At 46.4% G+C, this 19,222-nt stretch carries 23 protein-coding genes and 1 riboswitch; of the genes, 13 read left to right on the top strand and 10 right to left on the bottom strand.

All coding sequences use genetic code 11. The features are described from left to right. Positions 1 to 4: 4 nt before the first annotated feature. The 4 genes from AC58P7_RS21315 (at position 5) to AC58P7_RS21300 (ending at position 1,996) form a co-directional block, all read left to right on the top strand. Positions 5 to 601, top strand: a complete 597-nt coding sequence (locus AC58P7_RS21315; RefSeq protein WP_497346394.1) for a sulfite oxidase-like oxidoreductase — start codon at positions 5 to 7, stop codon at positions 599 to 601. A gap of 157 nt (positions 602 to 758) precedes the next feature. Further along, positions 759 to 986, top strand: coding sequence for a spore germination protein (locus AC58P7_RS21310; RefSeq protein WP_497346392.1), 228 nt, complete (start codon positions 759 to 761; stop codon positions 984 to 986). Between the two features lie 127 nt (positions 987 to 1,113). Continuing rightward, positions 1,114 to 1,359 (top strand): hypothetical protein, encoded by a 246-nt coding sequence (locus AC58P7_RS21305; RefSeq protein WP_497346390.1) that lies wholly within the window; start codon positions 1,114 to 1,116, stop codon positions 1,357 to 1,359. Positions 1,360 to 1,468: 109 nt separating this feature from the next. Further along, positions 1,469 to 1,996: a DinB family protein gene (locus tag AC58P7_RS21300; protein WP_497346388.1), complete on the top strand. Its 528-nt coding sequence runs from the start codon at positions 1,469 to 1,471 to the stop codon at positions 1,994 to 1,996. A gap of 170 nt (positions 1,997 to 2,166) precedes the next feature. Here AC58P7_RS21300 and AC58P7_RS21295 read toward each other — a convergent pair whose 3' ends face one another. Then, a complete protein-coding gene (locus tag AC58P7_RS21295; protein WP_497346386.1) occupies positions 2,167 to 2,595 on the bottom strand; it encodes a VOC family protein in 429 nt (142 codons plus the stop codon). Between the two features lie 354 nt (positions 2,596 to 2,949). Continuing rightward, positions 2,950 to 3,093 (bottom strand): hypothetical protein, encoded by a 144-nt coding sequence (locus tag AC58P7_RS21290; protein WP_497346384.1) that lies wholly within the window; start codon positions 3,091 to 3,093, stop codon positions 2,950 to 2,952. An 81-nt stretch (positions 3,094 to 3,174) separates the two neighbouring features. Between AC58P7_RS21290 and sdaAB the strand changes: the two genes are divergently transcribed. Then, positions 3,175 to 3,855, top strand: a complete 681-nt coding sequence (sdaAB, locus tag AC58P7_RS21285) for an L-serine ammonia-lyase, iron-sulfur-dependent subunit beta (protein WP_497346382.1) — start codon at positions 3,175 to 3,177, stop codon at positions 3,853 to 3,855. Continuing rightward, positions 3,852 to 4,733 (top strand): L-serine ammonia-lyase, iron-sulfur-dependent, subunit alpha, encoded by an 882-nt coding sequence (gene sdaAA / locus AC58P7_RS21280; protein ID WP_497346380.1) that lies wholly within the window; start codon positions 3,852 to 3,854, stop codon positions 4,731 to 4,733. Before sdaAB ends, sdaAA begins: the two co-directional genes overlap by 4 nt. A gap of 70 nt (positions 4,734 to 4,803) precedes the next feature. Here sdaAA and AC58P7_RS21275 read toward each other — a convergent pair whose 3' ends face one another. Genes AC58P7_RS21275 through AC58P7_RS21255 form a run of 5 tightly spaced genes read right to left on the bottom strand, consistent with a single transcriptional unit; the run spans position 4,804 to position 9,931 of the window. Next, complete coding sequence (locus AC58P7_RS21275) at positions 4,804 to 5,736, bottom strand: TauD/TfdA dioxygenase family protein (protein ID WP_497346378.1); 933 nt, start codon at positions 5,734 to 5,736, stop codon at positions 4,804 to 4,806. A 24-nt stretch (positions 5,737 to 5,760) separates the two neighbouring features. Then, positions 5,761 to 7,104: an LLM class flavin-dependent oxidoreductase gene (locus AC58P7_RS21270; protein WP_497346376.1), complete on the bottom strand. Its 1,344-nt coding sequence runs from the start codon at positions 7,102 to 7,104 to the stop codon at positions 5,761 to 5,763. 26 nt (positions 7,105 to 7,130) lie between these two features. Further along, complete coding sequence (locus AC58P7_RS21265; protein WP_497346374.1) at positions 7,131 to 7,967, bottom strand: ABC transporter permease; 837 nt, start codon at positions 7,965 to 7,967, stop codon at positions 7,131 to 7,133. Then, complete coding sequence (locus AC58P7_RS21260; protein ID WP_497346372.1) at positions 7,960 to 8,838, bottom strand: ABC transporter ATP-binding protein; 879 nt, start codon at positions 8,836 to 8,838, stop codon at positions 7,960 to 7,962. Before AC58P7_RS21260 ends, AC58P7_RS21265 begins: the two co-directional genes overlap by 8 nt. A 52-nt stretch (positions 8,839 to 8,890) precedes the next feature. After that, positions 8,891 to 9,931: an ABC transporter substrate-binding protein gene (locus AC58P7_RS21255; protein ID WP_497346370.1), complete on the bottom strand. Its 1,041-nt coding sequence runs from the start codon at positions 9,929 to 9,931 to the stop codon at positions 8,891 to 8,893. A 180-nt stretch (positions 9,932 to 10,111) separates the two neighbouring features. Here AC58P7_RS21255 and AC58P7_RS21250 point away from each other — a divergent pair, with 180 nt between their 5' ends. The 3 genes from AC58P7_RS21250 to AC58P7_RS21240 all read left to right on the top strand — a co-directional run bounded on the left by AC58P7_RS21250 (position 10,112) and on the right by AC58P7_RS21240 (position 13,751). Beyond that, positions 10,112 to 11,329, top strand: coding sequence for a helix-turn-helix domain-containing protein (locus AC58P7_RS21250; RefSeq protein WP_497346368.1), 1,218 nt, complete (start codon positions 10,112 to 10,114; stop codon positions 11,327 to 11,329). A 92-nt stretch (positions 11,330 to 11,421) separates the two neighbouring features. Further along, entirely contained in the window at positions 11,422 to 13,461 is a 2,040-nt protein-coding gene (locus tag AC58P7_RS21245) for a molybdopterin-containing oxidoreductase family protein (protein WP_497346366.1), read from the top strand. A gap of 47 nt (positions 13,462 to 13,508) precedes the next feature. Continuing rightward, positions 13,509 to 13,751 carry a hypothetical protein gene (locus AC58P7_RS21240; protein WP_497346364.1) on the top strand — a complete coding sequence of 81 codons (243 nt, stop codon included), beginning with the start codon at positions 13,509 to 13,511 and terminating at the stop codon, positions 13,749 to 13,751. 210 nt (positions 13,752 to 13,961) lie between these two features. On the opposite strand, the gene queF is transcribed toward AC58P7_RS21240, so the two are convergent. Continuing rightward, positions 13,962 to 14,462: a preQ(1) synthase gene (gene queF, locus AC58P7_RS21235; protein ID WP_065858896.1), complete on the bottom strand. Its 501-nt coding sequence runs from the start codon at positions 14,460 to 14,462 to the stop codon at positions 13,962 to 13,964. Between the two features lie 10 nt (positions 14,463 to 14,472). Continuing rightward, positions 14,473 to 14,516: riboswitch (PreQ1 riboswitch) on the bottom strand. Between the two features lie 200 nt (positions 14,517 to 14,716). Here queF and AC58P7_RS21230 point away from each other — a divergent pair. Together AC58P7_RS21230 and AC58P7_RS21225 are read left to right on the top strand one after the other, a co-directional pair. After that, the gene (locus AC58P7_RS21230; protein ID WP_497346362.1) at positions 14,717 to 15,457 is read left to right on the top strand and encodes a stalk domain-containing protein; all 741 of its coding nucleotides are present in this window, start codon (positions 14,717 to 14,719) and stop codon (positions 15,455 to 15,457) included. A gap of 18 nt (positions 15,458 to 15,475) precedes the next feature. Next, entirely contained in the window at positions 15,476 to 16,258 is a 783-nt protein-coding gene (locus AC58P7_RS21225) for an NPCBM/NEW2 domain-containing protein (protein WP_497346360.1), read from the top strand. Positions 16,259 to 16,322: 64 nt separating this feature from the next. Here the strand turns inward: AC58P7_RS21225 and AC58P7_RS21220 are convergent, their stop codons facing one another. Further along, a complete protein-coding gene (locus AC58P7_RS21220; RefSeq protein WP_497346358.1) occupies positions 16,323 to 16,880 on the bottom strand; it encodes a DJ-1/PfpI family protein in 558 nt (185 codons plus the stop codon). A gap of 192 nt (positions 16,881 to 17,072) precedes the next feature. Between AC58P7_RS21220 and thyA the strand changes: the two genes are divergently transcribed. Beyond that, positions 17,073 to 17,867: a thymidylate synthase gene (gene thyA, locus AC58P7_RS21215; protein WP_497346357.1), complete on the top strand. Its 795-nt coding sequence runs from the start codon at positions 17,073 to 17,075 to the stop codon at positions 17,865 to 17,867. A gap of 32 nt (positions 17,868 to 17,899) precedes the next feature. Beyond that, positions 17,900 to 18,382 carry a dihydrofolate reductase gene (locus tag AC58P7_RS21210; RefSeq protein WP_497346355.1) on the top strand — a complete coding sequence of 161 codons (483 nt, stop codon included), beginning with the start codon at positions 17,900 to 17,902 and terminating at the stop codon, positions 18,380 to 18,382. An 84-nt stretch (positions 18,383 to 18,466) separates the two neighbouring features. Here the strand turns inward: AC58P7_RS21210 and AC58P7_RS21205 are convergent, their stop codons facing one another. After that, positions 18,467 to 19,090 carry a YcnI family copper-binding membrane protein gene (locus AC58P7_RS21205; RefSeq protein ID WP_497346353.1) on the bottom strand — a complete coding sequence of 208 codons (624 nt, stop codon included), beginning with the start codon at positions 19,088 to 19,090 and terminating at the stop codon, positions 18,467 to 18,469. Positions 19,091 to 19,222 lie beyond the last annotated feature (132 nt).

Genomic DNA, 19,222 nt, shown 5'->3' with positions numbered 1-19,222 from the left:
TCTCATGCAATTTGGGCAAAAGCAGCCCCAAGAGCCAAATGATCGTGTTCCTCCTGGGCAAACGCTGACGCAAGGCTGGCCTGTGCTGCACTATGGGTCCGTGCCCTACTATAACGACATGGGCAAATGGGATTTGCGTTTGTTCGGTTTGGTGGAGGAAGAGTTCACCATTTCGTACAAGGATTTTATGGCGCTGCCTCGCAAGGAATTCGCGAATGACATTCACTGCGTGACCACGTGGTCCAAGCTGGATAATGTGTGGGAAGGCATTGCGGTATCTGAGCTTATGAGCAAAGTGAAGTTGAAGCCAGAGGCAACCCATGTGATGCTGCATGCCGAGCATGGTTGGACGACGAATCTTCCACTGGAAGATTTCCTGTTGGAGACGTCATTTCTGGGCATTAGACATAATGGCGTGCTGCTAACACCAGATCATGGAGCGCCTGTGCGGATGGTTGTGCCGCATCTGTATTTCTGGAAAAGCGCCAAATGGTTACGGGGCATTGAGTTTATGGCGAAGGATAAGCCTGGCTTTTGGGAGCGGAATGGCTACCATATGTATGGAAATCCCTGGAAAGAAGAACGCTACGATTTCGACTAAGTATTTCAGAAATAAGTCTAACGAAAGCTCACTCATCGTCATTTGAGTGGGCTTTTTGCGTTGAAGTCACGCCCACCAACTGCCATCTCATCTATAAGTGACCAATAGGCACTTGAACACATACAATGGTTTAGAGTTGGAAGGGAGTGGCTGGAGCGTGCCTGCAATTATTAATGGTGGTATCAAAATCCTCAACGTCGCTCAGGGCTCCAATGTCCAGATAGGCGACACCTTTGCTATTAACCTAACAAGCAGCTCCAAAATCTTTGCGGGAGCCAACTCGTTTTCGCCTGGAGATAGCTTTGGAAGTATTCAGAACGTGCTCAATGGAAGCACTAATACAGTTGATCCCGATATCGTGGATACGCCGAATACGACGATCTAATTTTGGGTTGTCCATTTCCATAAATTGGACGAAAATTGAGACGGAGTTGACGGTCCTAAAGTGAAATAGCGCTGCGAAAGCTATACGGAGTATGAAACCATTTCAGATATATAGGGGATAGAATAACTTGTTAAAGCGAAAAGCGATTCGGGTTTATATTGAAAATCTAATGTGGTTCTTCCCAGTTCTGATCTTGATCATGGGTGCCAATCCATCTATAGCAGGCAGTGTATGGTGGAAAGTGATAGGTTTTCTTCTACTGGCAGGAATCGTTGCCGTCTGCGTGAGTTCATGGAAGCAAGTAACTCGTGAAGAACGTGAAGTTGAGGAAAAAAAACACTTTGACTCTGTTGCACTTCGCCAGTTTTACTAATACAAATAGCAAAGGAAATACCCTGACATAATGCTGTCAGGGTATTTTCTTTATTATCAGGATATAACTGGAAATGGTCACTTTTATGATAAAGGGAGAGATGATATGTATGACACAAACTGCGAAACGCATGTATGACTTTCACGTATGGGCCAATCAAACCCTGCTTAATCGATTGAAGGAGCTTCCACAGGAGGTATTTAGGCAAGAGATCCAGAGTGTCTTTCCGACGATATCGAAGGTCATTGCTCATATCTACCTCACGGATGCCTGTTGGCTCGACATTCTTGGAGGGCGGAGCATGAAGGCTGCCATGGCAGCCTCCACGCAAATTACAGCAGCGATAGAGAGCAAAAGCCTAGATGAATTAGTGACGATGTATAACGAGTTGTCGCAGCGGTTTAAAGCTTTTTTGAATGAGCAGGAGGATCTGGAGGTGAAAATCGTACTCGATAATCCGTATGCGGGAATCAGGGAAACGAGTCTCGCAGAGATGGTCTTGCAGGTTGTCAATCACGCTACGTACCATCGTGGGAATGTAACAGCCATGCTGCGTCAAATGGGCTATGCCTCGGTCATGACGGAATTTGCACTGTTCTGGTATGCTGGCGCAGAAGAGGCGTCGACAACTTTATAGCGTCGAAGCTTCGTTTCACAAGCACAATCGCTTGCTCACGAGTTGTATTCCCTAACGATCGACTTTGTTATCGCCAAACCCCTTCATAATGCCGTCCCAAAGGGAGTCTAGTTTCTCAAAAAAACGGCCCTGTCGCACAAACTGCGAACAGAGCCGTTTTTCATGTTTACTTACATCGTAGCCCCTTCTGTGAACAGATGGAATGTCACGCCAAACTTATCCTTCACTTGTCCGTAAGCAGGGCTGAAGAATGTTTCATGCAGGTCCAGAATAACCGTACCGCCCTCTTTGAGCGCATTGAAAAATTGCTTGGATAGGGTAGCATCCTTCGTTGTAATACAAATCGTCACGTGATCTCCCTGTTGAATCGGTTGACCTGGGAACGTGTCCGAGAACATCAGTTGACTTTCACCTACTTGCAGCATAGCATGCCCAACGAGCCCTTTATGTTCATCAGCTAGTGGAAAGTTAGGGTCTGAAGGCATCTCACCAAAGGTTTGTTTAAATAGAACTTGCGCATCCAACGCTTTCTCATAAAATTGAATTGCTTCACCAGCAGTGCCGGGCAGAACTAGATAGGGGGTTAAACGTACAGACATGAATAAACAGCTCCTTAGAAAGAATTAGTTAGATGTGAAAAGATCCACATCTTATTATTACCACATTTATCCGAAAAAATAAAGAACGTATGTTCTATTTTAAAATGAAATAGTAAGAAAATTGCCCTCCATCTTGAATTTTCCCGACCCCGACCCCGACCCCGACCCCGACCCCGACCCCGACCCCGACCCCCGCCACCGGCTAACGGACATAGGAGACGCTATTTCTTTGTAATCAGGGTTTTTGAAAAGCTAACGGACACAGGAGCCGCTATTCACCTGAATTTAGGCATCAATTGGCTCAATATGCCACAATAACGACTATGGGGTCCGTTAGATTCCGATAAGAGCTTTTCAGGCAGAAATAACGTCCGTGGTGTCCGTTAGGGGATGTAATCTTCCGACTAGCAACCAGACAATAAGCAGCAAAATGGCAATCGTTTTTCTAAATACAGCATCCTCACTAGAACTCCGAAATAATATCTCTATATCGTCCATTTAAAGACTTGTCTTTTATAGATCCCCTTCATACAATAGGATAAGATAGTAAGTAAGACCTCAGGATTGGAGCGCTGTGTGATGCGTTTTAAAGATGTGTTTTCCATCATCGGTCCCTCGATGATCGGTCCCTCCTCCTCGCATACCGCCGGTGCGATTCGCTTAGGCCGTGTCGCTAGACAGCTGCTGGGCGAACTGCCGCATAAAGCGGAGATCACGCTATACGGTTCCTTCGCGGATACATATCGGGGGCATGGCACGGATCTCGCACTGATCGGCGGGCTTTTGGATTATGAAACGGACGATCCACGTATTCCTCGTGCGGCCGAAGAAGCGGAAGCGCTAGGAGTAGCCATAGCTTTTCACATAAGTAAAGATAAAGCAGACCATCCAAACACTGTGGGCATTGTACTTACCTCAGAAAAGCGGCAAGTTAGCATGAAGGGGGCTTCAATCGGTGGTGGCAATGTTGAAATTATGAATGTGGATCAATTTGATGTGAAATTCACTGCGAATTATCCGACATTAGTTATTTCACATCATGATCGTCCAGGGATGATCGCGGATATTACAACACTTTTAGGCAGCAACCTGATCAATATCGGATTCATGGATTTGGACCGGAAGGGGCGCAATCAAGAAGCCATGACGGTCATTGAGACGGATGCAGCGATCCCAGATTCGCTAGTTGAACAAATGTTGAGTTTAAGTATGATCACCGGCGTTAGAAAAGTGGATCTTGCGGAAAGAGGCGACGAATGAGATTCCGGACATTAAAGCAGTTAGAAGAACTGTGTACGTCGGAGGGCTTAACCATCGCGGAAGTCATGCTAGCTGATCAGAGCCATGAGTCAGGAAAACCGCCAGAGTATGTGTTTGATAAAATGCGTGCCTATTATCAGATCATGAAAGAAGCTGTGACCAAAGGACTGACCGAGGACACGACTTCTCGGAGCGGGTTAACGGGGAAGGACGCGCAACGCGTGGCCAGTTATATAACAACGACAGAAGCCTCACTCGGTGAAGAGGCTTGTAAAGCGATGGCCTATGCCTTAGCGGTCTCGGAAGTCAACGCCTCGATGGGACGCATCATCGCTACGCCAACGGCGGGTTCTTGCGGGATTATTCCAGGTGTTTTTATCAGCTCTCAGCAGCGTTTTGGCTGGGAGGATGATCATTTAGTGAACGGATTGCTATGTGCAGGGGCGATCGGGTATGTGATCGCCAACAATTCTTTCGTTTCTGGCGCAGAAGGCGGATGCCAGGCTGAAGTCGGCTCTGCCATCGGGATGGCGGCAGGAGCACTCGTCGAGCTGCGCGGCGGGACGCCGGAGCAAGCGATGCATGCGGTAGGGCTTGCACTTAAGAACACCCTGGGACTTATCTGTGATCCTGTCGGTGGTTTAGTTGAAATACCGTGCATCGTTCGCAACGGATTCGGAGCAGTAAACGCCATGGCAGCAGCCGATATGGCATTGGCTGGCGTTAGATCGGTCATCCCTTCGGACGAGGTCGTCCAAGTGATGTATGAAGTGGGCACGGCGATGCCGGAGAAGCATCGGGAGACGGCCAAAGGCGGCTTGGCTCAGACACCTACGGGACGCAAAATTATGAAAGAACTTAACCTCAGTAAGAAGTGATAGAAGAAGTACAAAACAAACGACCCCTCATGGCTTCAATGCCAGAAACGGGGTCGTTTATTATTTTTTACTAAGCCCCTGCTTGGGCGATGGATTCATTAGGCTGCTTTTTGCGTGTTACGCTTTGTCGACCATCAATGCTAACTGGGATATCCCCATCTACAGTAACACGACGCACAATGCGATGTTGATCTCCATAGTCATTAATGGCATAATGCTGCGTTGCGCGATTATCCCAAATAACGACATCGCCGGCAGCCCAGCGCCAACGAACGGTATTTTCTAACTTGGTGATATGTCCCTGAAGAAGAGATATTAATTGCGCGGAATCCGCGGAAGAAAGACCTAGTATTTTCTTTGCAAAATGTCCAAGAACTAGCGTGCGTTCACCTGTCTCTGGATGAACACGAACGAGAGGGTGTTCTGTTTCATACACCGTGGAGGCAAACACTTCCCGATGATGTCGTTTCGCATCTGGAGAAACTTGTGGACGATGTGCAGCATAGTCGTAATCGTTGCTATGAAGCGCCCATAGCTGATCAACCAGATTGCGGAGCTCAGCAGGCAGGTGCTCATACGCGGCAGCAGTATTTGCCCAGACTGTGTCCCCGCCAGAGAGTGGAACAACGACGGCGCGGAGGACGGATGCTTGCGGATAAGCATCAACGAAGGTCACATCCGTATGCCATGAATCAGCTCTACCCCCATGATTGGAGTCCAGCTCGAGCACATAGTCGGTACCTGATTTAATCGGAACCGTGGGATGTGCTACAGGCGTACCTAACAGACGGGCGAAGGCTTCCTGTCCGGCATCATCCAGTTGATGCTGATCACGAAAGAAGATGACTTTATGCTGCAATAAGGCTTCTCGAATCGTTGCTACCGACTGAGTGTCTAACTCAGCATGAAGGCTTAGCCCTTTAATTTCTGCGCCAATTCTTCCACCAATCGGCAATACCTCAATTTCCCCAGCTTCTCGGTTAATTTGCTCATTTTTACTCATCGTCATGACCTCCAAAGGATATAGTTATGCGCCTTCTACGGCAACAGTCGCATACTGATTAACGGGTCTTGCTAATCCCAGATGTCCGCGTAGTGTGGATCCCGAATATTCGGTTCGGAACAAGCCTCTGCGCTGCAGTTCGGGTATTACGAACTCGGCGAATTCTTCGATACCTGCGGGTAAATACGGCGGCATCACATTAAAGCCGTCACTGCCCCCATGAAGGAACCATTCTTCGAGTTGATCGGCAATTTGGATAGGGGTACCTGCGAATGTGCGATGTCCACGACCGCCAGCGAGACGGTGAAGCAGGGCGCGAATGGTTAAATTCTCGCGTTTTGCAAGGTCAACTACAAGCTGAAAGCGGCTTTTATTGCCGTTGATGTCTGACAGGCTTGGTAACTCAGGTAAAGGACCATCCAAGGGATACGAGAATAGATCAACATTTAACATCGCTGACAGCTGATTGAGCCCATATTCAGGAACGGTTAATTCGTTTAGTTCTTGTTCTTTCTCTTTGGCTTCCGACTCAGTTCTACCGATGATGGGGCAGATGCCTGGGAGTATTTTCAACTGCTCAGGAGAGCGGCCATACTTCACTAATCTAGCTTTGACATCGGAGTAAAATTGCTGGGCTTCAAGGAGGGTTTGCTGTGCGGTAAATATCGCCTCCGCATACTGGGCTGCGAATTCTTTGCCATCCTCGGAGGATCCGGCCTGAACGAGTACAGGATATCCCTGTGGAGATCTTGGAATGTTCAAGGGACCACGAACTTTGAACGTATCGCCGATATGATTGATTTCACGGACTTTACTACGATCAGCGAAAGTGCCAGACGCACGATCGATGATGAGTGCTTCATCCTCCCAGCTATCCCACAAGCTTGTTGTTACATCTAGGAATTCTTTCGCGCGCTCATAGCGCTTGCTATGCTCTAAATGCGTATCTTTGCTGAAATTGCTGGCCTCGAAGGAGCTGCCGGACGTAACGATATTCCATCCAGCGCGACCTTTGCTGATATGATCCAACGAAGCGAATTTGCGAGCGACATGAAAAGGTTCGTTATACGTCGTCGAGACGGTACCAATCAGTCCAATATGCTCTGTAACGGCGGCCAATGCCGAAAGTAGCGTAAAAGGCTCGAGGCCTACAAACGCGCCATGCTTAATATTTTGACTGACGGCCAACCCATCTGCGAGAAAGAGAGAGTCGAACTTGGCCTTCTCCGCAATTTGGGCGATGCGCTGAAAATAACGAATATCCGTAATGTTCTCAGGCTCCGTATTTTGGTGTCGCCATGAAGCTTCATGATGTCCGGTGTTCATTAGAAAAACATTTAAATGCAGCTGTCTCTTGGATTGACTCATGGTCATTCACGCCACCTTTTTTTATATTATTCACTGTACGTTTGCTTCCAGCCTGTCAATCTTTTCTCAAGCGTAACGAGAAGATAATTGATAATGACACCGATCACGGAAATTGAAATAATACCTGCGTACATATTCGTAATCTGAAAGCTAAATTGTGTATATTGAATTAAGTAACCAAGTCCTGATTTGGCGCCGACCATTTCAGCGGCTACGAGCACGAGAATAGAGCTAGCACCTGCCTGCCGAATACCTACGAAAATCGTGGGAATTGCAGCGGGGATGATGACCTTGCGAAATAGCTGTATAGAAGACAGACCCATAGAACGTGCCGATTTGATTAAAAGAGGCTCCACATTTTTCACTCCGCTAATGGTGTTCAAGAGAAGCGGGAAGGCACATGCATAGAGTACGATGGCGATTTTAGAGGTCTCACCTAGACCTAATAAGAGGATGAATACGGGAAGAATAGCCAGCGCTGCGGTATTCCGAAGCAACTCAAGCAAAGGATTGAGATATTCGGATACTGGCTTCCACCAGCCAATCGCAAGGCCGAGAGGAATACTGAACAAGATAGCTAATACAAATCCGCCGAGTGAGCGCGATAGGCTTGCTGTCGTATGCTCAGCTAGATCACCGGAGAGTAGCAGCTGCCACCAGGCCGCAGCGATTTCGGAGATCGGAGGGAAGAATGTGGAATCGACGAGTCCGAGGCGTGGTGCAAATTCCCATAAGAACAGTAAGGCGAGAATGACCACGGATTTTTTAAAAGCTTTTCGCAGCTTTGTTATCAGCCAACCAATGGCATCAAAGCTTTCTTTTCTACGCAGGATCAAGGCTTTACCGGCATTCACACTAGCCATTTATAACGCCCCCTTTTATTACTGATTTATTAGGCTCAAAGCTATCCAAGCTCTTGCTTTTTTCTTGTTCCTGTGCTTTGCTCACTTCATCTTTGAGTAAATCCCATATTTCATGACGCAGCTTGACGAAATCAGGGTGGGCTCTCAAATCCTCTTCACTTCTCCGCGATTCAAAAGGAATATCAAGCACCTTCTTGATGCGCCCGGGACGCGAGGTCATGACAGCGACTCTCTGCCCCAAATAAACCGCTTCTTCGATGCCGTGCGTGATGAAAATGATCGTTTTCTTCGTGGCTTCCCAAATGCGCAATAGCTCGCTTTGCAGTGTTTCCCGCGTTTGTGCATCTAGCGCTGCAAAAGGCTCATCCATCAGCAGCACTTCAGGGTCGTAAGCTAAGCTTCTTGCGATCGCAACGCGCTGCTTCATGCCGCCGGAAATCTCGTGGGGGTACCTGTTTTCAAAGCCGGATAGGCCTACTAAATGTATAAATTCTAAGGCAATTTTACGTCGTTCCTTACGAGGTACGCCTTTCGCTTCCAAGCCAAATTCCACATTGGCAAGCGTTGTTTTCCAAGGAAATAGCGCATACTGCTGGAAAACAATCCCCCGATCTAGATTAGGCCCTGTAATGGGCTTCCCATCTAACAGAATTTGTCCGCTGCTAGGTTTCGTTAATCCTGCGAGAAGATCCAACAGTGTTGATTTACCGCAGCCGCTGGGTCCGACGATGACCATAAATTCTCCTTGTTTCACCTCCAAATTAATATCCTGTAAGGCGGAGATAGGCTGTGAATCTTCCTTCAGGTGTCCCAGATTCCGCTTTATTCGAAAAGATTTCTGCACATGCTGAATGCTGATTTTAGCGGTCATTCGACGTTGCCTCCTTCACGTTATAGTAGACCTTTGGCAGTGAGCGAAATGCTTAACTTTTCTCATTGACATATGGGTTGAATTCATTAGTATATAAGCCTTTAACCTTCAACTGCCCCTCTTTGATGACACCTTCGTTGACAAGCCAATGGATCCAAGTGTCGAATTCTTTGTCAGAAATCAGCCCACCTTTACCTGCAATTCCAGTACTTTTCCAAAACTTAACGGTAGAGGCGTCTTCCTTGCGACCGCGTTCATTGATGATTTTCTCATAACGAGCCACGACTTGTGCCTGCGGTGTTGTACGAGCCCATTCAATGGCTTTGGCTGTCGCTTCAACAAATTTATGTGAGGCATTCGGATTGTTCTTGATGAATTTGTCTGTCAGTACATAGCTTCCAGCACTAAAAATGCCAAACAAATCTTTATCCTTGAATAAAGGATGAATACCGCCTCGTTCTTCAGCTTTATCACGTAGAACTCCGCCCAATGCAGCTACATCAATCTGTGCAGCGCGCAAGGTCTGTTCAGTCGTAACGGGAGGCACGACAACGAGGGTTACTTGCTTGATTTCATCTGCGGTAAGACCAGCTCTGTGCAAATATTCCTTGATCACGAATTCATGATGTGCGCCTAAGGTATTTACCGCAATTTTTTTGCCGATAAGATCTTTTGCTGTTTTAATTGGACTGCCATCCAGAACGTAATATCCCGTCCACGTATTATCATCAACACCATAATAAGCAATGACAGGCTTAATAGGTGCCTTGGCAGCGATCAGCTTCACGATGGCACCATTGAATGCTCCGCCAAAATCCGTATCGCCGGTTACAACAGATTGAATATCTTGAGGGCCGCTTATGGTGTTGCCGATAAACTTCAACTTCAAGGGTGCGAGGTATCCTAAATCTTCAGCTAATTCGGGATACGTAACGGAACCAACGCTACCTTGGTAGCGAAGCTCTGTCACTTCAGGGACACTCTCTTTTGCAGAAACAGCCTGATTTTTGGTGCCGCAAGCGGTTACGACTAAGGATGAGGCAAGAACGAAAGATAAAGCTGTAAGATAACTTCTTTTCACTGGTATAGTCATTTTCCAAGTCCCCCTTAATGATAAATCCCTAATCTTAAACTTATAATTCCTATAGACTTACTGTGTATTAGTTTCTATAATGAAATATACGATTAGCCCCATTATCTGTCAATAAATTGGCGACACGTGAACAGGAATGACGATGAATGACCATTTTGAACCCATTCGGAGGTGATTTTGATGTCCATGCAGCGATTTAATCTCATTACTTTGCAGGAAGCGATTGATTTGCTCGGTATAAGTCGATCGACCTTCGACAGATGGCGTAAATTAAAGCAACTCCCATTTTTGAAAATTGGCAAAGAAATATTAATTGATAAGAAGGAATTAGAGCAATGGGTGCGTCATCATGCGGTTAGTCTTCAGAATCCTGTATTTACAGCAGGAGCGGCATTTACGGTTTCTTCAGAAGCACAGTCTACAATAACCGTTGGGTATCAGAGCGGAACAGCTCATATGTGGACATCACTGATCATGAAAGAGCTGGGTTGGTTGGAAGAAGAGCTCGCCTTAGCCAATCCAAGTCGTGTGGTTCATGTGAAATGGTTTGATGGTGCTAACGGTACGGTGCTTCTGCAAGGGATGATTGGCGGCAGCATTCAGATTGCTTCGTTGGGAGACTATCCGATTGTCCTATGTGCATCGCTGCGTCAGACGTTCCCCGCTTTTAGTCCTGTACTTTTAGCTTTCGATGGTAAAACGTCCGGTGGGCAAGGGATTTCTCTGATTTTGCGCAAAGGGCTGGAGCTCAATGATATTTCGGAAATTTGCGGGTGGTCACTCGCATCGGCCGCACAATCAAGTGCGGGTCGGCGGTTATCGAAGCTAATCCAATCACTCGGCGGCCATGAAGGGCAGGTTATACATCAAGAGATGGATGAAAGTATGGCGGGGATTGTGAAACGAAAGCTTGCAGGCTGTGCCATGTGGGAGCCCTATATCAGTTTGGTTCACTACCACGGAGTCGGTCGGGTGCTTTTTCCAGAAGGAATTGGCGAAGATTACCTTACTGGTGTAGTCGCTGACGAGAGGTGGGTTCGTCAGCATGAAGGAGACACAGTCGCTTATTTAAAAGCACACCTCCGAGTGCACGCATTTATTCGCAATGATCCAGATGCAGCAGCAGAGCTTATTTCTCGAATTAAAGGAATTCCGGCGGAGATTGCAGTTCGAATTATTACAAAAGTAAGATGGGATGCCTCTTTTTATGTGAAGGATATGAATTCGCTCACGCAGCTTCACCAAGAGAAAGATGCTGCTCACGCAGTCACATTGTCCAAATCACAGGAAATTCGCTTGAATAGTGACTATTTACAGCAAGCGATAAAGGCTTTAAAGCTACCCGATTTCAGTAGTAATCCGTTAGAGGGAGATTGGTCGGCCGAACAATTGTACTAAAAGCCTGAGGTTTCCCTTCCATTCCTTTTCGGTATATAGTTAAAGAAATGATGTATGTGGAAGGGAGCCAGGATGAAGATATGACTACGACAATGACCCAAAAACAACAAGGTATTTTTCCAGCCGTTTGTCCTCTAGACTGTCCAGATCAATGCGGCTTGCTGCTTCATAAGGAAGACGGGAAGATCGTTAAAATAGAAGGAGACCCTGATCACCCTGTGACACAGGGGGCCATTTGTAACAAAGTTCGCAACATGACAGCACGTATTTACGATGATAAAAGATTGCAGTATCCGATGAAACGCATCGGACCTAAAGGTGAAGAGAGCTCTTTCCAAAGGATTACCTGGGAAGAGGCATTGGACACGATCACCACTCGTTGGAAGGAGCTTATCGCCAAGGAAGGCCCAGAATCCATCTTGCCTTACAGCTTTTACGGCAACATGGGGCGAATCGGAACAGAAGGCATGGATCGCCGCTTCTTCCATCGCATGGGCGCGAGCCGTCTGCTGTATTCGATCTGTGAATCAGCGGGCACCGTGGGCTATAAATATACGATGGGCGGCAGCTTTGGAACCGATCCTGAGGATACGGTGCATGCGAAGCTGATCATCATGTGGGGCATCAATGCGGTCAGCACGAATATGCATCAGGTAATGCTCGCGGAGAAAGCCCGCAAAAATGGCGCACAAATTATCGTGATTGATGCGCATAAGAACCAAACAGGCCGCTGGGCGGACTGGTTCATTCCTATTTTGCCTGGAACGGACACGGCTCTGGCGCTTGGCATCATGCACATTTTATTTGCAGAGAATCTGACGGATGAGGCTTTCCTGAAGCAATATTCCGTTGGGCATGAGGAGCTAAGGGAGCATGTCAAGCAATATGACCCTGCTCGGGTATCCGAGATTACAGGGGTGCTTGTGGAGGACATCTATCGCCTCGCCCGCTTATATGGTCAGACGTCCCCATCGTTTATTCGCATCGGGAACGGCATTCAGCATCACGATAACGGCGGCATGTGTGTGCGAACGATCGCATGCTTGCCTGCGCTAACGGGACAATGGCTTCATCAAGGCGGCGGCGCGATTAAAGGAAATGGCGGCCACTTGGAGCATAACATCGAGGCATTGCAGCGCCCTGATTTGCGTTCGAAGGCAGCACGCCAAATCAATATGAACTTGCTTGGCAGCGCCTTGCTTGAGCTGGATCCGCCTATTCATGCGCTGTATGTGTATAATTCCAACCCGGCGTTGGTCGCTCCCCATGCGAATAAAGTGAAAGAGGGGCTGGAGCGGGAGGATTTATTCACCGTCGTGCATGATCTGTTTCTGACAGAGACAGCCAAGTATGCGGATATTGTGCTGCCAGCGACGTCTTCTTTTGAAAATACGGACTTCTATCGCTCATATTGGCACCACTATGTTCATCTTCAGTTACCTGTTATCGAGCCTTATAGCGAAAGTAAAGCGAATGTGGACGTATTCCGTTTGCTTGCAGAGAAGATGGGGTACGAGGATGAATCACTTCGTGACAGTGATGAGGACATGATTCGTCAGGCTTTGAATCATCCGGGAAATCCGGCTTTAGCTGACATATCGTTCAATGCCTTGTTAGATTCCGGATTCATGAAGGCGGAGATTCTACCTTTATTTCCTGGAGAATTGCGGACACCTAGCGGCAAAATCGAACTGTATTCGGCCGAAATGGCGAGTAAAGGGTATCCTGCACTTCCGACGTATGTGCCGCTTGTGGAAGACAGCGATTTGCCTTTTATGTTTATTCCGGCGCCGAATCATAACTTTTTGAACTCAACCTTTGCGCATAATGAGAAGCATGTCCGAATGGAGAAAGTGCCAAAGCTGCATATGCATGATGACGATGCGGCTGCTTTAGGCTTGGTGAGCGGCGATCTCGCACGCGTGTGGAACGAGCGCGGCGAGTGCAAGCTAGTGGTTATGGCAGGGCAAGATGTTCGTCGCGGCGTTGTTGTCAGTCAAGGGCTGTGGGCGGATGCACCAGGGAGCCAAACCCGCGTTAACGTGTTGACGCCAGATCGTGTGGCCGATATGGGCGGAGGGGCAACCTTTTTCTCAGGAAGGGTCGGAGTGGAAAAGTCAAAAGAAGCTTGAACCTTTGGGCGCTTAGCGGCATAGGGTACTTTAGGAGATGATGACCTATGCCCATACAGCAAAAAGCTTACGCCTTCATTGGAAGACCCGTCGGAATATCCTTGATGGATGGTACCGGTGTATCCGGAATTCTATGCAGTGTACAAGGTGGCTCTATCTACGTAATTGAATATTTATACCATACACAATTTGCTACCAAGCACTATACGTTTAATCAAGTGAGAGATATTTTGCCATACCCATATTGTCCGCAGCCGTATCCACCACACCATCCACATCCACTATATTAAGCGAGTGCGAGCGGAACTTAAACCGATCCGATATGGATCGGTTTTTTTTCTGTGAAATCCTAATTTTGTCATACCTTGACCTAAATAAGGACAAAGATCGAAAAGACGAGTAACACAGGAAAGCATACGTGCATCATTTGCCAATCGGCATGAAAAAAAGCTTAGTCAATTCCCAGCAAACTCCTGGGATTGATTAAGCTTTAATCATTGTTACCGGTTATCAATTTTCTCCGGGTACAGATCATGATTCATCAAGCGATGCTCGGCCATAGCTTCGTACTTCGTGCCTGGTTGGCCCCAGTTACAATACGGGTCAATGGAGATGCCGCCGCGAGGCGTGAACTTGCCCCATACTTCGATATAACGGGGATTCATGAGATCGATGAGATCATTCATAATAATATTGACGCAATCCTCGTGGAAATCGCCGTGATTGCGGAAGCTGAATAGGTAAAGCTTCAGGGATTTGCTCTCTACCATTTTGATCGTCGGAATATACGAAATGTAGAGTGTGGCGAAATCCGGCTGTCCTGTTACTGGACATAGGCTGGTGAACTCAGGGAAGTTAAATTTGACGAAGTAAGCGCGGTCCGGATGCTTGTTATCAAATGCTTCTAAGAGCGTAGGGTCATAGTTGAAAATGTACTTCGTGCCTTGATTACCTAGTAAGGTAATCTCTTTCAAATCCTCATTGCTTCTGCCTGCAGACATGGTAAATCCTCATTTCATAGTTTTTTAGAGAGGGAGTTTGCGAACCTCTTCTATAAGCAGGTAGGTGCGCTCATAGAGATGACTTCCTATTTCATGAAAAATGTATCATATTCTGCAGGAAAAAGCATCTTGCAACGAGGTGGCAATTATTACAGTTCTGTGGATAGGTGTTTACAAAGATTTCATAAAGTTACTGACAATAGGTGCAGATTCTTATACTATAGAACTATCTTTTTACAAAATCAGGGGGAATTATGAGAAAACCGACTACTTTAGTACTAACTGGTTTGCTTATTTTCAGTTTTTCGACAGCCGTCTATGCCTCAACGAGCATTAAAGAAGTCTCTGTCTATGTGAACAAAGGAATCAAATTTATGCTCAAAGGGGAAGTTTGGACACCTTATGATGCCAATGGTATCAAACAAGATGCACTTACCTATGAGGGCAGCACCTATTTGCCGCTACGTTCTGTTGCAGAAGCAACAGGATTGAAAGTCGATTGGAATGATGCTACCAAAACAATTGTCATGTCAAAGAAAGAAACGACAAGAGAATTTGATTTGTTAACCACTCGGACGATTAGCCCTTTTCGAGATTCTGATCTTTCAACAGCACTAACGATTGTTAAAACACCTGTCACGATGTTCAATAAACCGTATTCTTCTGGGATTCAAATGTCACTAAGCCCATATACGACGTATGCGCCTGATTGGGATAAATTTGTGAAAAATATGGAGATCGATCTAGGCGGACAGTATCGGAAACTAGAAGCGATTGTCGGTGTAGATGACAGCGCCGCAGCAGATGCCAACTATAGTCTATTTGGCGTTTCAAGTCTGTACGGCACGCTAAACCAGTATAGGATTAAACCAGGAGATAAACCGCGCACTGTGTTTATAGATGTTACAAATGTAGATAAGCTTTTTATATCCTTTAGCAATGGTGCGCACTCACCTCAAAAAATCAATCTACTCGATGCCAAACTTTATCGATAACATTAGGAGGAACATTCAATGAAAAAAATATTAATTTGTGCGGGCCTCCTATTTGTAAGTGTTAGTACAGCCGTTGCAGCACAGTCAAGCTTGGAAGAAATTAAAGGATACTTGAACAGTGATATTCGATTTACCTTAAATGCAGCACCATGGACACCAAAGAGCGCGGATGGCCAAGTGCTGAGCCCTCTAATTGTTGACGGTTCTACCTATTTGCCCGTACGTGCAGTGGCTGAAGCCGTTGGTTTGGAAGTAGGTTGGCTTGAAAAAGAGCAAACCGTCGAGCTTAAGAGAAAAGTAGCTGCCATTGATCCATCTGTTCCCTATAAGGATGCTTCTCAAAATAGTCCTGATATCTTAGCCGACTTTGATTTCACTCAGAAATCAAGCGATCCCAATGGGCCGTATATCTATATGAATGAATCTATCGTCGGGGAAACTCTTCGCGTAGGCACAAGAACAGCTATTCATGGGCTAAGCAGTACCGTTCATGTGCGGAACGGACAAGCGCCGACAGAAGCATCCATTGAATTCAATATACAAGGTGCTTATAAGAAATTAACTGGATTTGTTGGGATGCATAAACGTATTAGTAAGTATCAAGATGGAGAAGTCGGTATCCTTCAAGTTTTTGGAGACTATAAGCTCTTGGCTACTTTTCAAGTGAAAGATGAGCAAGATGCGCAAGATATTACGGTACCAATTGCACAGGTTGAGAAACTTAAACTCGTGTTTACGATGGAAAAAGGGAAAGGCAGCGTAGCTACCATAGACTTTGGTAATGCACTTGTTTCTAAATAAATAATAGGGAAACAACGAGGCTGCCGAATAAGCAGCCTCGTTTCTTTCACTTTATGTAGGCAGATTAGGCCAACAATTTTAAAAACTCGCGCATAAAGCCTGGTAAATCGGGCCAAGCGTGACCGCTGACATGCTTCCAGTCGACATGAAGTGTATCGGTTGTGTACTTGGCTCCCAGTGCTTCAACATCCAAGCGGCAAGCGTTATATGCCGTCATCGTACGGCCTTTAAAGAAAGAATTGTCTTTCAACGCGGCGAAAACTTGCACGCCATGACAAATCGAACCGATGGGTTTATCGGCTTCAAGGAAATGACGAAGAATGCGTGGAACATCCTCATTCGAACGAATGTACTCCGGGGCTCTGCCGCCAGGAATGAGGAGTCCATCAAACTGGCTAGGATCAACATCTGCGAAAGCGATGTGTGATGGCAGCAAATGTCCGGGTTTTTCGGTATACGTCTCCCAGTCCTCAACAAAATCGTGAACCACCGTACGAAGGACTTTCTTCGTAGGTGAAGCAATAACGGCGTCAAATCCTTCCTCTAACACACGGAAATAGGGATAGTACACTTCCAAAACCTCTACAGCATCACCAGTTAGAATTAAGATCCTCTTGGACATGAAATCACTCCTTGGAAATAGATGGTAATCCACAATTAATTATGAACAAACCTGGATTTCTTGTAAACGGGTGGAAATTGGGATGAATTGTCGAATTGGATGTTCAATAATGATGTTCAAGGATAAGGATAATGTTTATAATAGATAAATAAATAACGAAGCGTACTAACGTATGAGGTGAATAATTGAATTATGAAAGCTTATTTAGATCTGCTTAAGGATGTTTTAGATCAAGGCGTACAAAAAGGTGATCGCACGGGTACCGGTACGGTTTCCGTTTTTGGAAGACAGATGCGAATTCCTTTGAAAGAAGGCTTTCCTCTTTTAACAACGAAGAAGCTGCATATCAAATCCATTGTTCATGAACTGCTGTGGTTCTTGAGCGGGAGCACGAATGTTCAATACCTACGCGACAATGGTGTTACGATTTGGGACGAATGGGCAGACGAAAATGGTAATCTTGGCCGCGTGTATGGCGCACAGTGGCGTACATGGCTTGCGCCGAACGGGCAGATCATCGATCAGATCGAGAAACTGATTCACCAAATCAAGACGAATCCCGATTCACGCAGACATTTGGTCAGTGCATGGAACCCTGCTGAGGTGGATAACATGGCTCTGCCGCCATGCCATTATGCGTTTCAATTTTATGTAGCGAACGGCCAATTATCTTGTATGTTCCAAATGAGATCCGTCGATACATTCCTAGGTCTGCCGTTTAATCTGGCGTCGTATGCCCTATTAACGCATATGATTGCCCAGCAGTGTGATCTAGAAGTAGGGGATCTGATCTGGAACGGTGGCGATGTTCATATTTATCAGAATCATGTGGAACAAGTGAACAAGCAGCTGCTGAGGGAGCCGCAAGAGCTGCCAACTCTCCAGATCAAACGGAAGCCAGCTTCCATTTTTGATTATCAATTCGATGATTTTGAGTTTCTTAACTACACGCCACAGCCAGGCATTAAAGCGCCCATAGCGATTTGAGGACAGTGTAGTAACGAAAGGAGAACGCCTAAATGAGTATCTCATTTATATTTGCAATGGATCGCAATCGAGCCATTGGCGTTAATAATAAATTACCGTGGCACCTGCCAGGGGATCTAAAATTTTTTAAAAACGTGACGATGGGGCATCCCATCCTTATGGGACGCAAAACGTACGAGTCCATCGGCAAGCCGCTTCCTGGCCGCCGCAACGTTATTCTTACGCAAAATACCGAGTTCCGTGCAGAAGGCTGCGATGTCATTCATTCGGTGGATGAAGCGCTAGACGTTTTCCGTGATCAGGAGTTGTTTGTTATCGGCGGTGCGGAGGTCTTCAACCTTTTTGCCGGTAGCGTGAATCGCATGTATATCACTTTCATCGAGCACGAGTTCGAAGCCGACACATTTATGTCAAGCTTGGACTTGTCCGCATGGACGCTGGTATCGAGTGAACAAGGTGAACGGAATGAGAAAAATCCGTACGAGTACTATTTCCGGATATACGAAAGAAATTAGTTCATCTACGAAAAAAGCCCTGAGCCCTCTTCTTGTATAGAAGAGAGTGTCTCAGGGCTTTCTCATTCAGGAAAGAAGTACGCTTTATGCGCGTTTTCTAACCAACGAAACGATCAGTGCAAGTGCGCCAAGCACCACACCAACAATAGAGAGGTACAGCGGGGTGTTCGATTCTGAAGCCGCAGCCGCCGCGCCAGCCGTCACATTCCCGTGGCTGTCCGTCGTGGCACCAGCTGCTGCTTTGGCTTTAACTGTTGTCACGGAAGCAGGCTTGTCAGATCCAGCTGCGCCAACCCATTCCACGACAGAGCCGTCCTTGTAGGTTTGGTACGCTTTCCAAACGATTTGAGTAGCTGTATCAGCTACTTTACCCTGCATGCTGAAATTGCCAAATTCGGTTGCTCCTAAACCATCTCCTGTTGCTGTCCAAATCACGCCTGAAATTTTGCCAGCGGCATCCTTCGAGATCTCATACTTCCAACCTGCTTTAGGCTCGAAACGAGAAACAGCTACCGAATCAGTAGGGAATTTAACCTCGACTTTAACAGTTGCGCTATCTTTCTCTGATGGTACACGAACAGTGAATACTTCATATCCGCCTTGTGTGGCTTCTTTCGGATAAACGACTACGTGTGCACTTGCTATTCCTACTAGCAGCATGGAAGCGATCATCATCGAACTTGCCGTTAACATCAACTTCTTGAACATAGAATTATTTTCCCCTTTCAAATTCAACTCTTACCATGTTGTCCATCTTACCTGATAGACAAGCATAAGAGTATGACTCGACTGGGCTATTTTTTCGACTAGTTTTGTCCAAATAGTAGCATTTATGTGTTT

It is taken from the genome of Paenibacillus sp. J22FR5, from assembly GCF_059691975.1.
Note: the sequence above shows the minus strand (reverse complement) of the source record. Positions and strands in the feature narration are given on the sequence as shown.

Bases quoted from the DNA above. Each gene is read 5' to 3' on its own strand.
- AC58P7_RS21315 (WP_497346394.1), top strand. From the start codon at position 5: ATGCAATTTGGGCAAAAGCAGCCCCAAGAGCCAAATGATCGTGTTCCT.
- AC58P7_RS21300 (WP_497346388.1), top strand. From the start codon at position 1,469: ATGACACAAACTGCGAAACGCATGTATGACTTTCACGTATGGGCCAAT.
- AC58P7_RS21295 (WP_497346386.1), bottom strand. From the start codon at position 2,595: ATGTCTGTACGTTTAACCCCCTATCTAGTTCTGCCCGGCACTGCTGGT.
- AC58P7_RS21290 (WP_497346384.1), bottom strand. From the start codon at position 3,093: ATGGACGATATAGAGATATTATTTCGGAGTTCTAGTGAGGATGCTGTA.
- sdaAB (WP_497346382.1), top strand. From the start codon at position 3,175: ATGCGTTTTAAAGATGTGTTTTCCATCATCGGTCCCTCGATGATCGGT.
- sdaAA (WP_497346380.1), top strand. From the start codon at position 3,852: ATGAGATTCCGGACATTAAAGCAGTTAGAAGAACTGTGTACGTCGGAG.
- AC58P7_RS21275 (WP_497346378.1), bottom strand. From the start codon at position 5,736: ATGAGTAAAAATGAGCAAATTAACCGAGAAGCTGGGGAAATTGAGGTA.
- AC58P7_RS21270 (WP_497346376.1), bottom strand. From the start codon at position 7,104: ATGAGTCAATCCAAGAGACAGCTGCATTTAAATGTTTTTCTAATGAAC.
- AC58P7_RS21265 (WP_497346374.1), bottom strand. From the start codon at position 7,967: ATGGCTAGTGTGAATGCCGGTAAAGCCTTGATCCTGCGTAGAAAAGAA.
- AC58P7_RS21260 (WP_497346372.1), bottom strand. From the start codon at position 8,838: ATGACCGCTAAAATCAGCATTCAGCATGTGCAGAAATCTTTTCGAATA.
- AC58P7_RS21255 (WP_497346370.1), bottom strand. From the start codon at position 9,931: ATGACTATACCAGTGAAAAGAAGTTATCTTACAGCTTTATCTTTCGTT.
- AC58P7_RS21250 (WP_497346368.1), top strand. From the start codon at position 10,112: ATGTCCATGCAGCGATTTAATCTCATTACTTTGCAGGAAGCGATTGAT.
- AC58P7_RS21245 (WP_497346366.1), top strand. From the start codon at position 11,422: ATGACCCAAAAACAACAAGGTATTTTTCCAGCCGTTTGTCCTCTAGAC.
- AC58P7_RS21240 (WP_497346364.1), top strand. From the start codon at position 13,509: ATGCCCATACAGCAAAAAGCTTACGCCTTCATTGGAAGACCCGTCGGA.
- queF (WP_065858896.1), bottom strand. From the start codon at position 14,462: ATGTCTGCAGGCAGAAGCAATGAGGATTTGAAAGAGATTACCTTACTA.
- AC58P7_RS21230 (WP_497346362.1), top strand. From the start codon at position 14,717: ATGAGAAAACCGACTACTTTAGTACTAACTGGTTTGCTTATTTTCAGT.
- AC58P7_RS21225 (WP_497346360.1), top strand. From the start codon at position 15,476: ATGAAAAAAATATTAATTTGTGCGGGCCTCCTATTTGTAAGTGTTAGT.
- AC58P7_RS21220 (WP_497346358.1), bottom strand. From the start codon at position 16,880: ATGTCCAAGAGGATCTTAATTCTAACTGGTGATGCTGTAGAGGTTTTG.
- thyA (WP_497346357.1), top strand. From the start codon at position 17,073: ATGAAAGCTTATTTAGATCTGCTTAAGGATGTTTTAGATCAAGGCGTA.
- AC58P7_RS21210 (WP_497346355.1), top strand. From the start codon at position 17,900: ATGAGTATCTCATTTATATTTGCAATGGATCGCAATCGAGCCATTGGC.
- AC58P7_RS21205 (WP_497346353.1), bottom strand. From the start codon at position 19,090: ATGTTCAAGAAGTTGATGTTAACGGCAAGTTCGATGATGATCGCTTCC.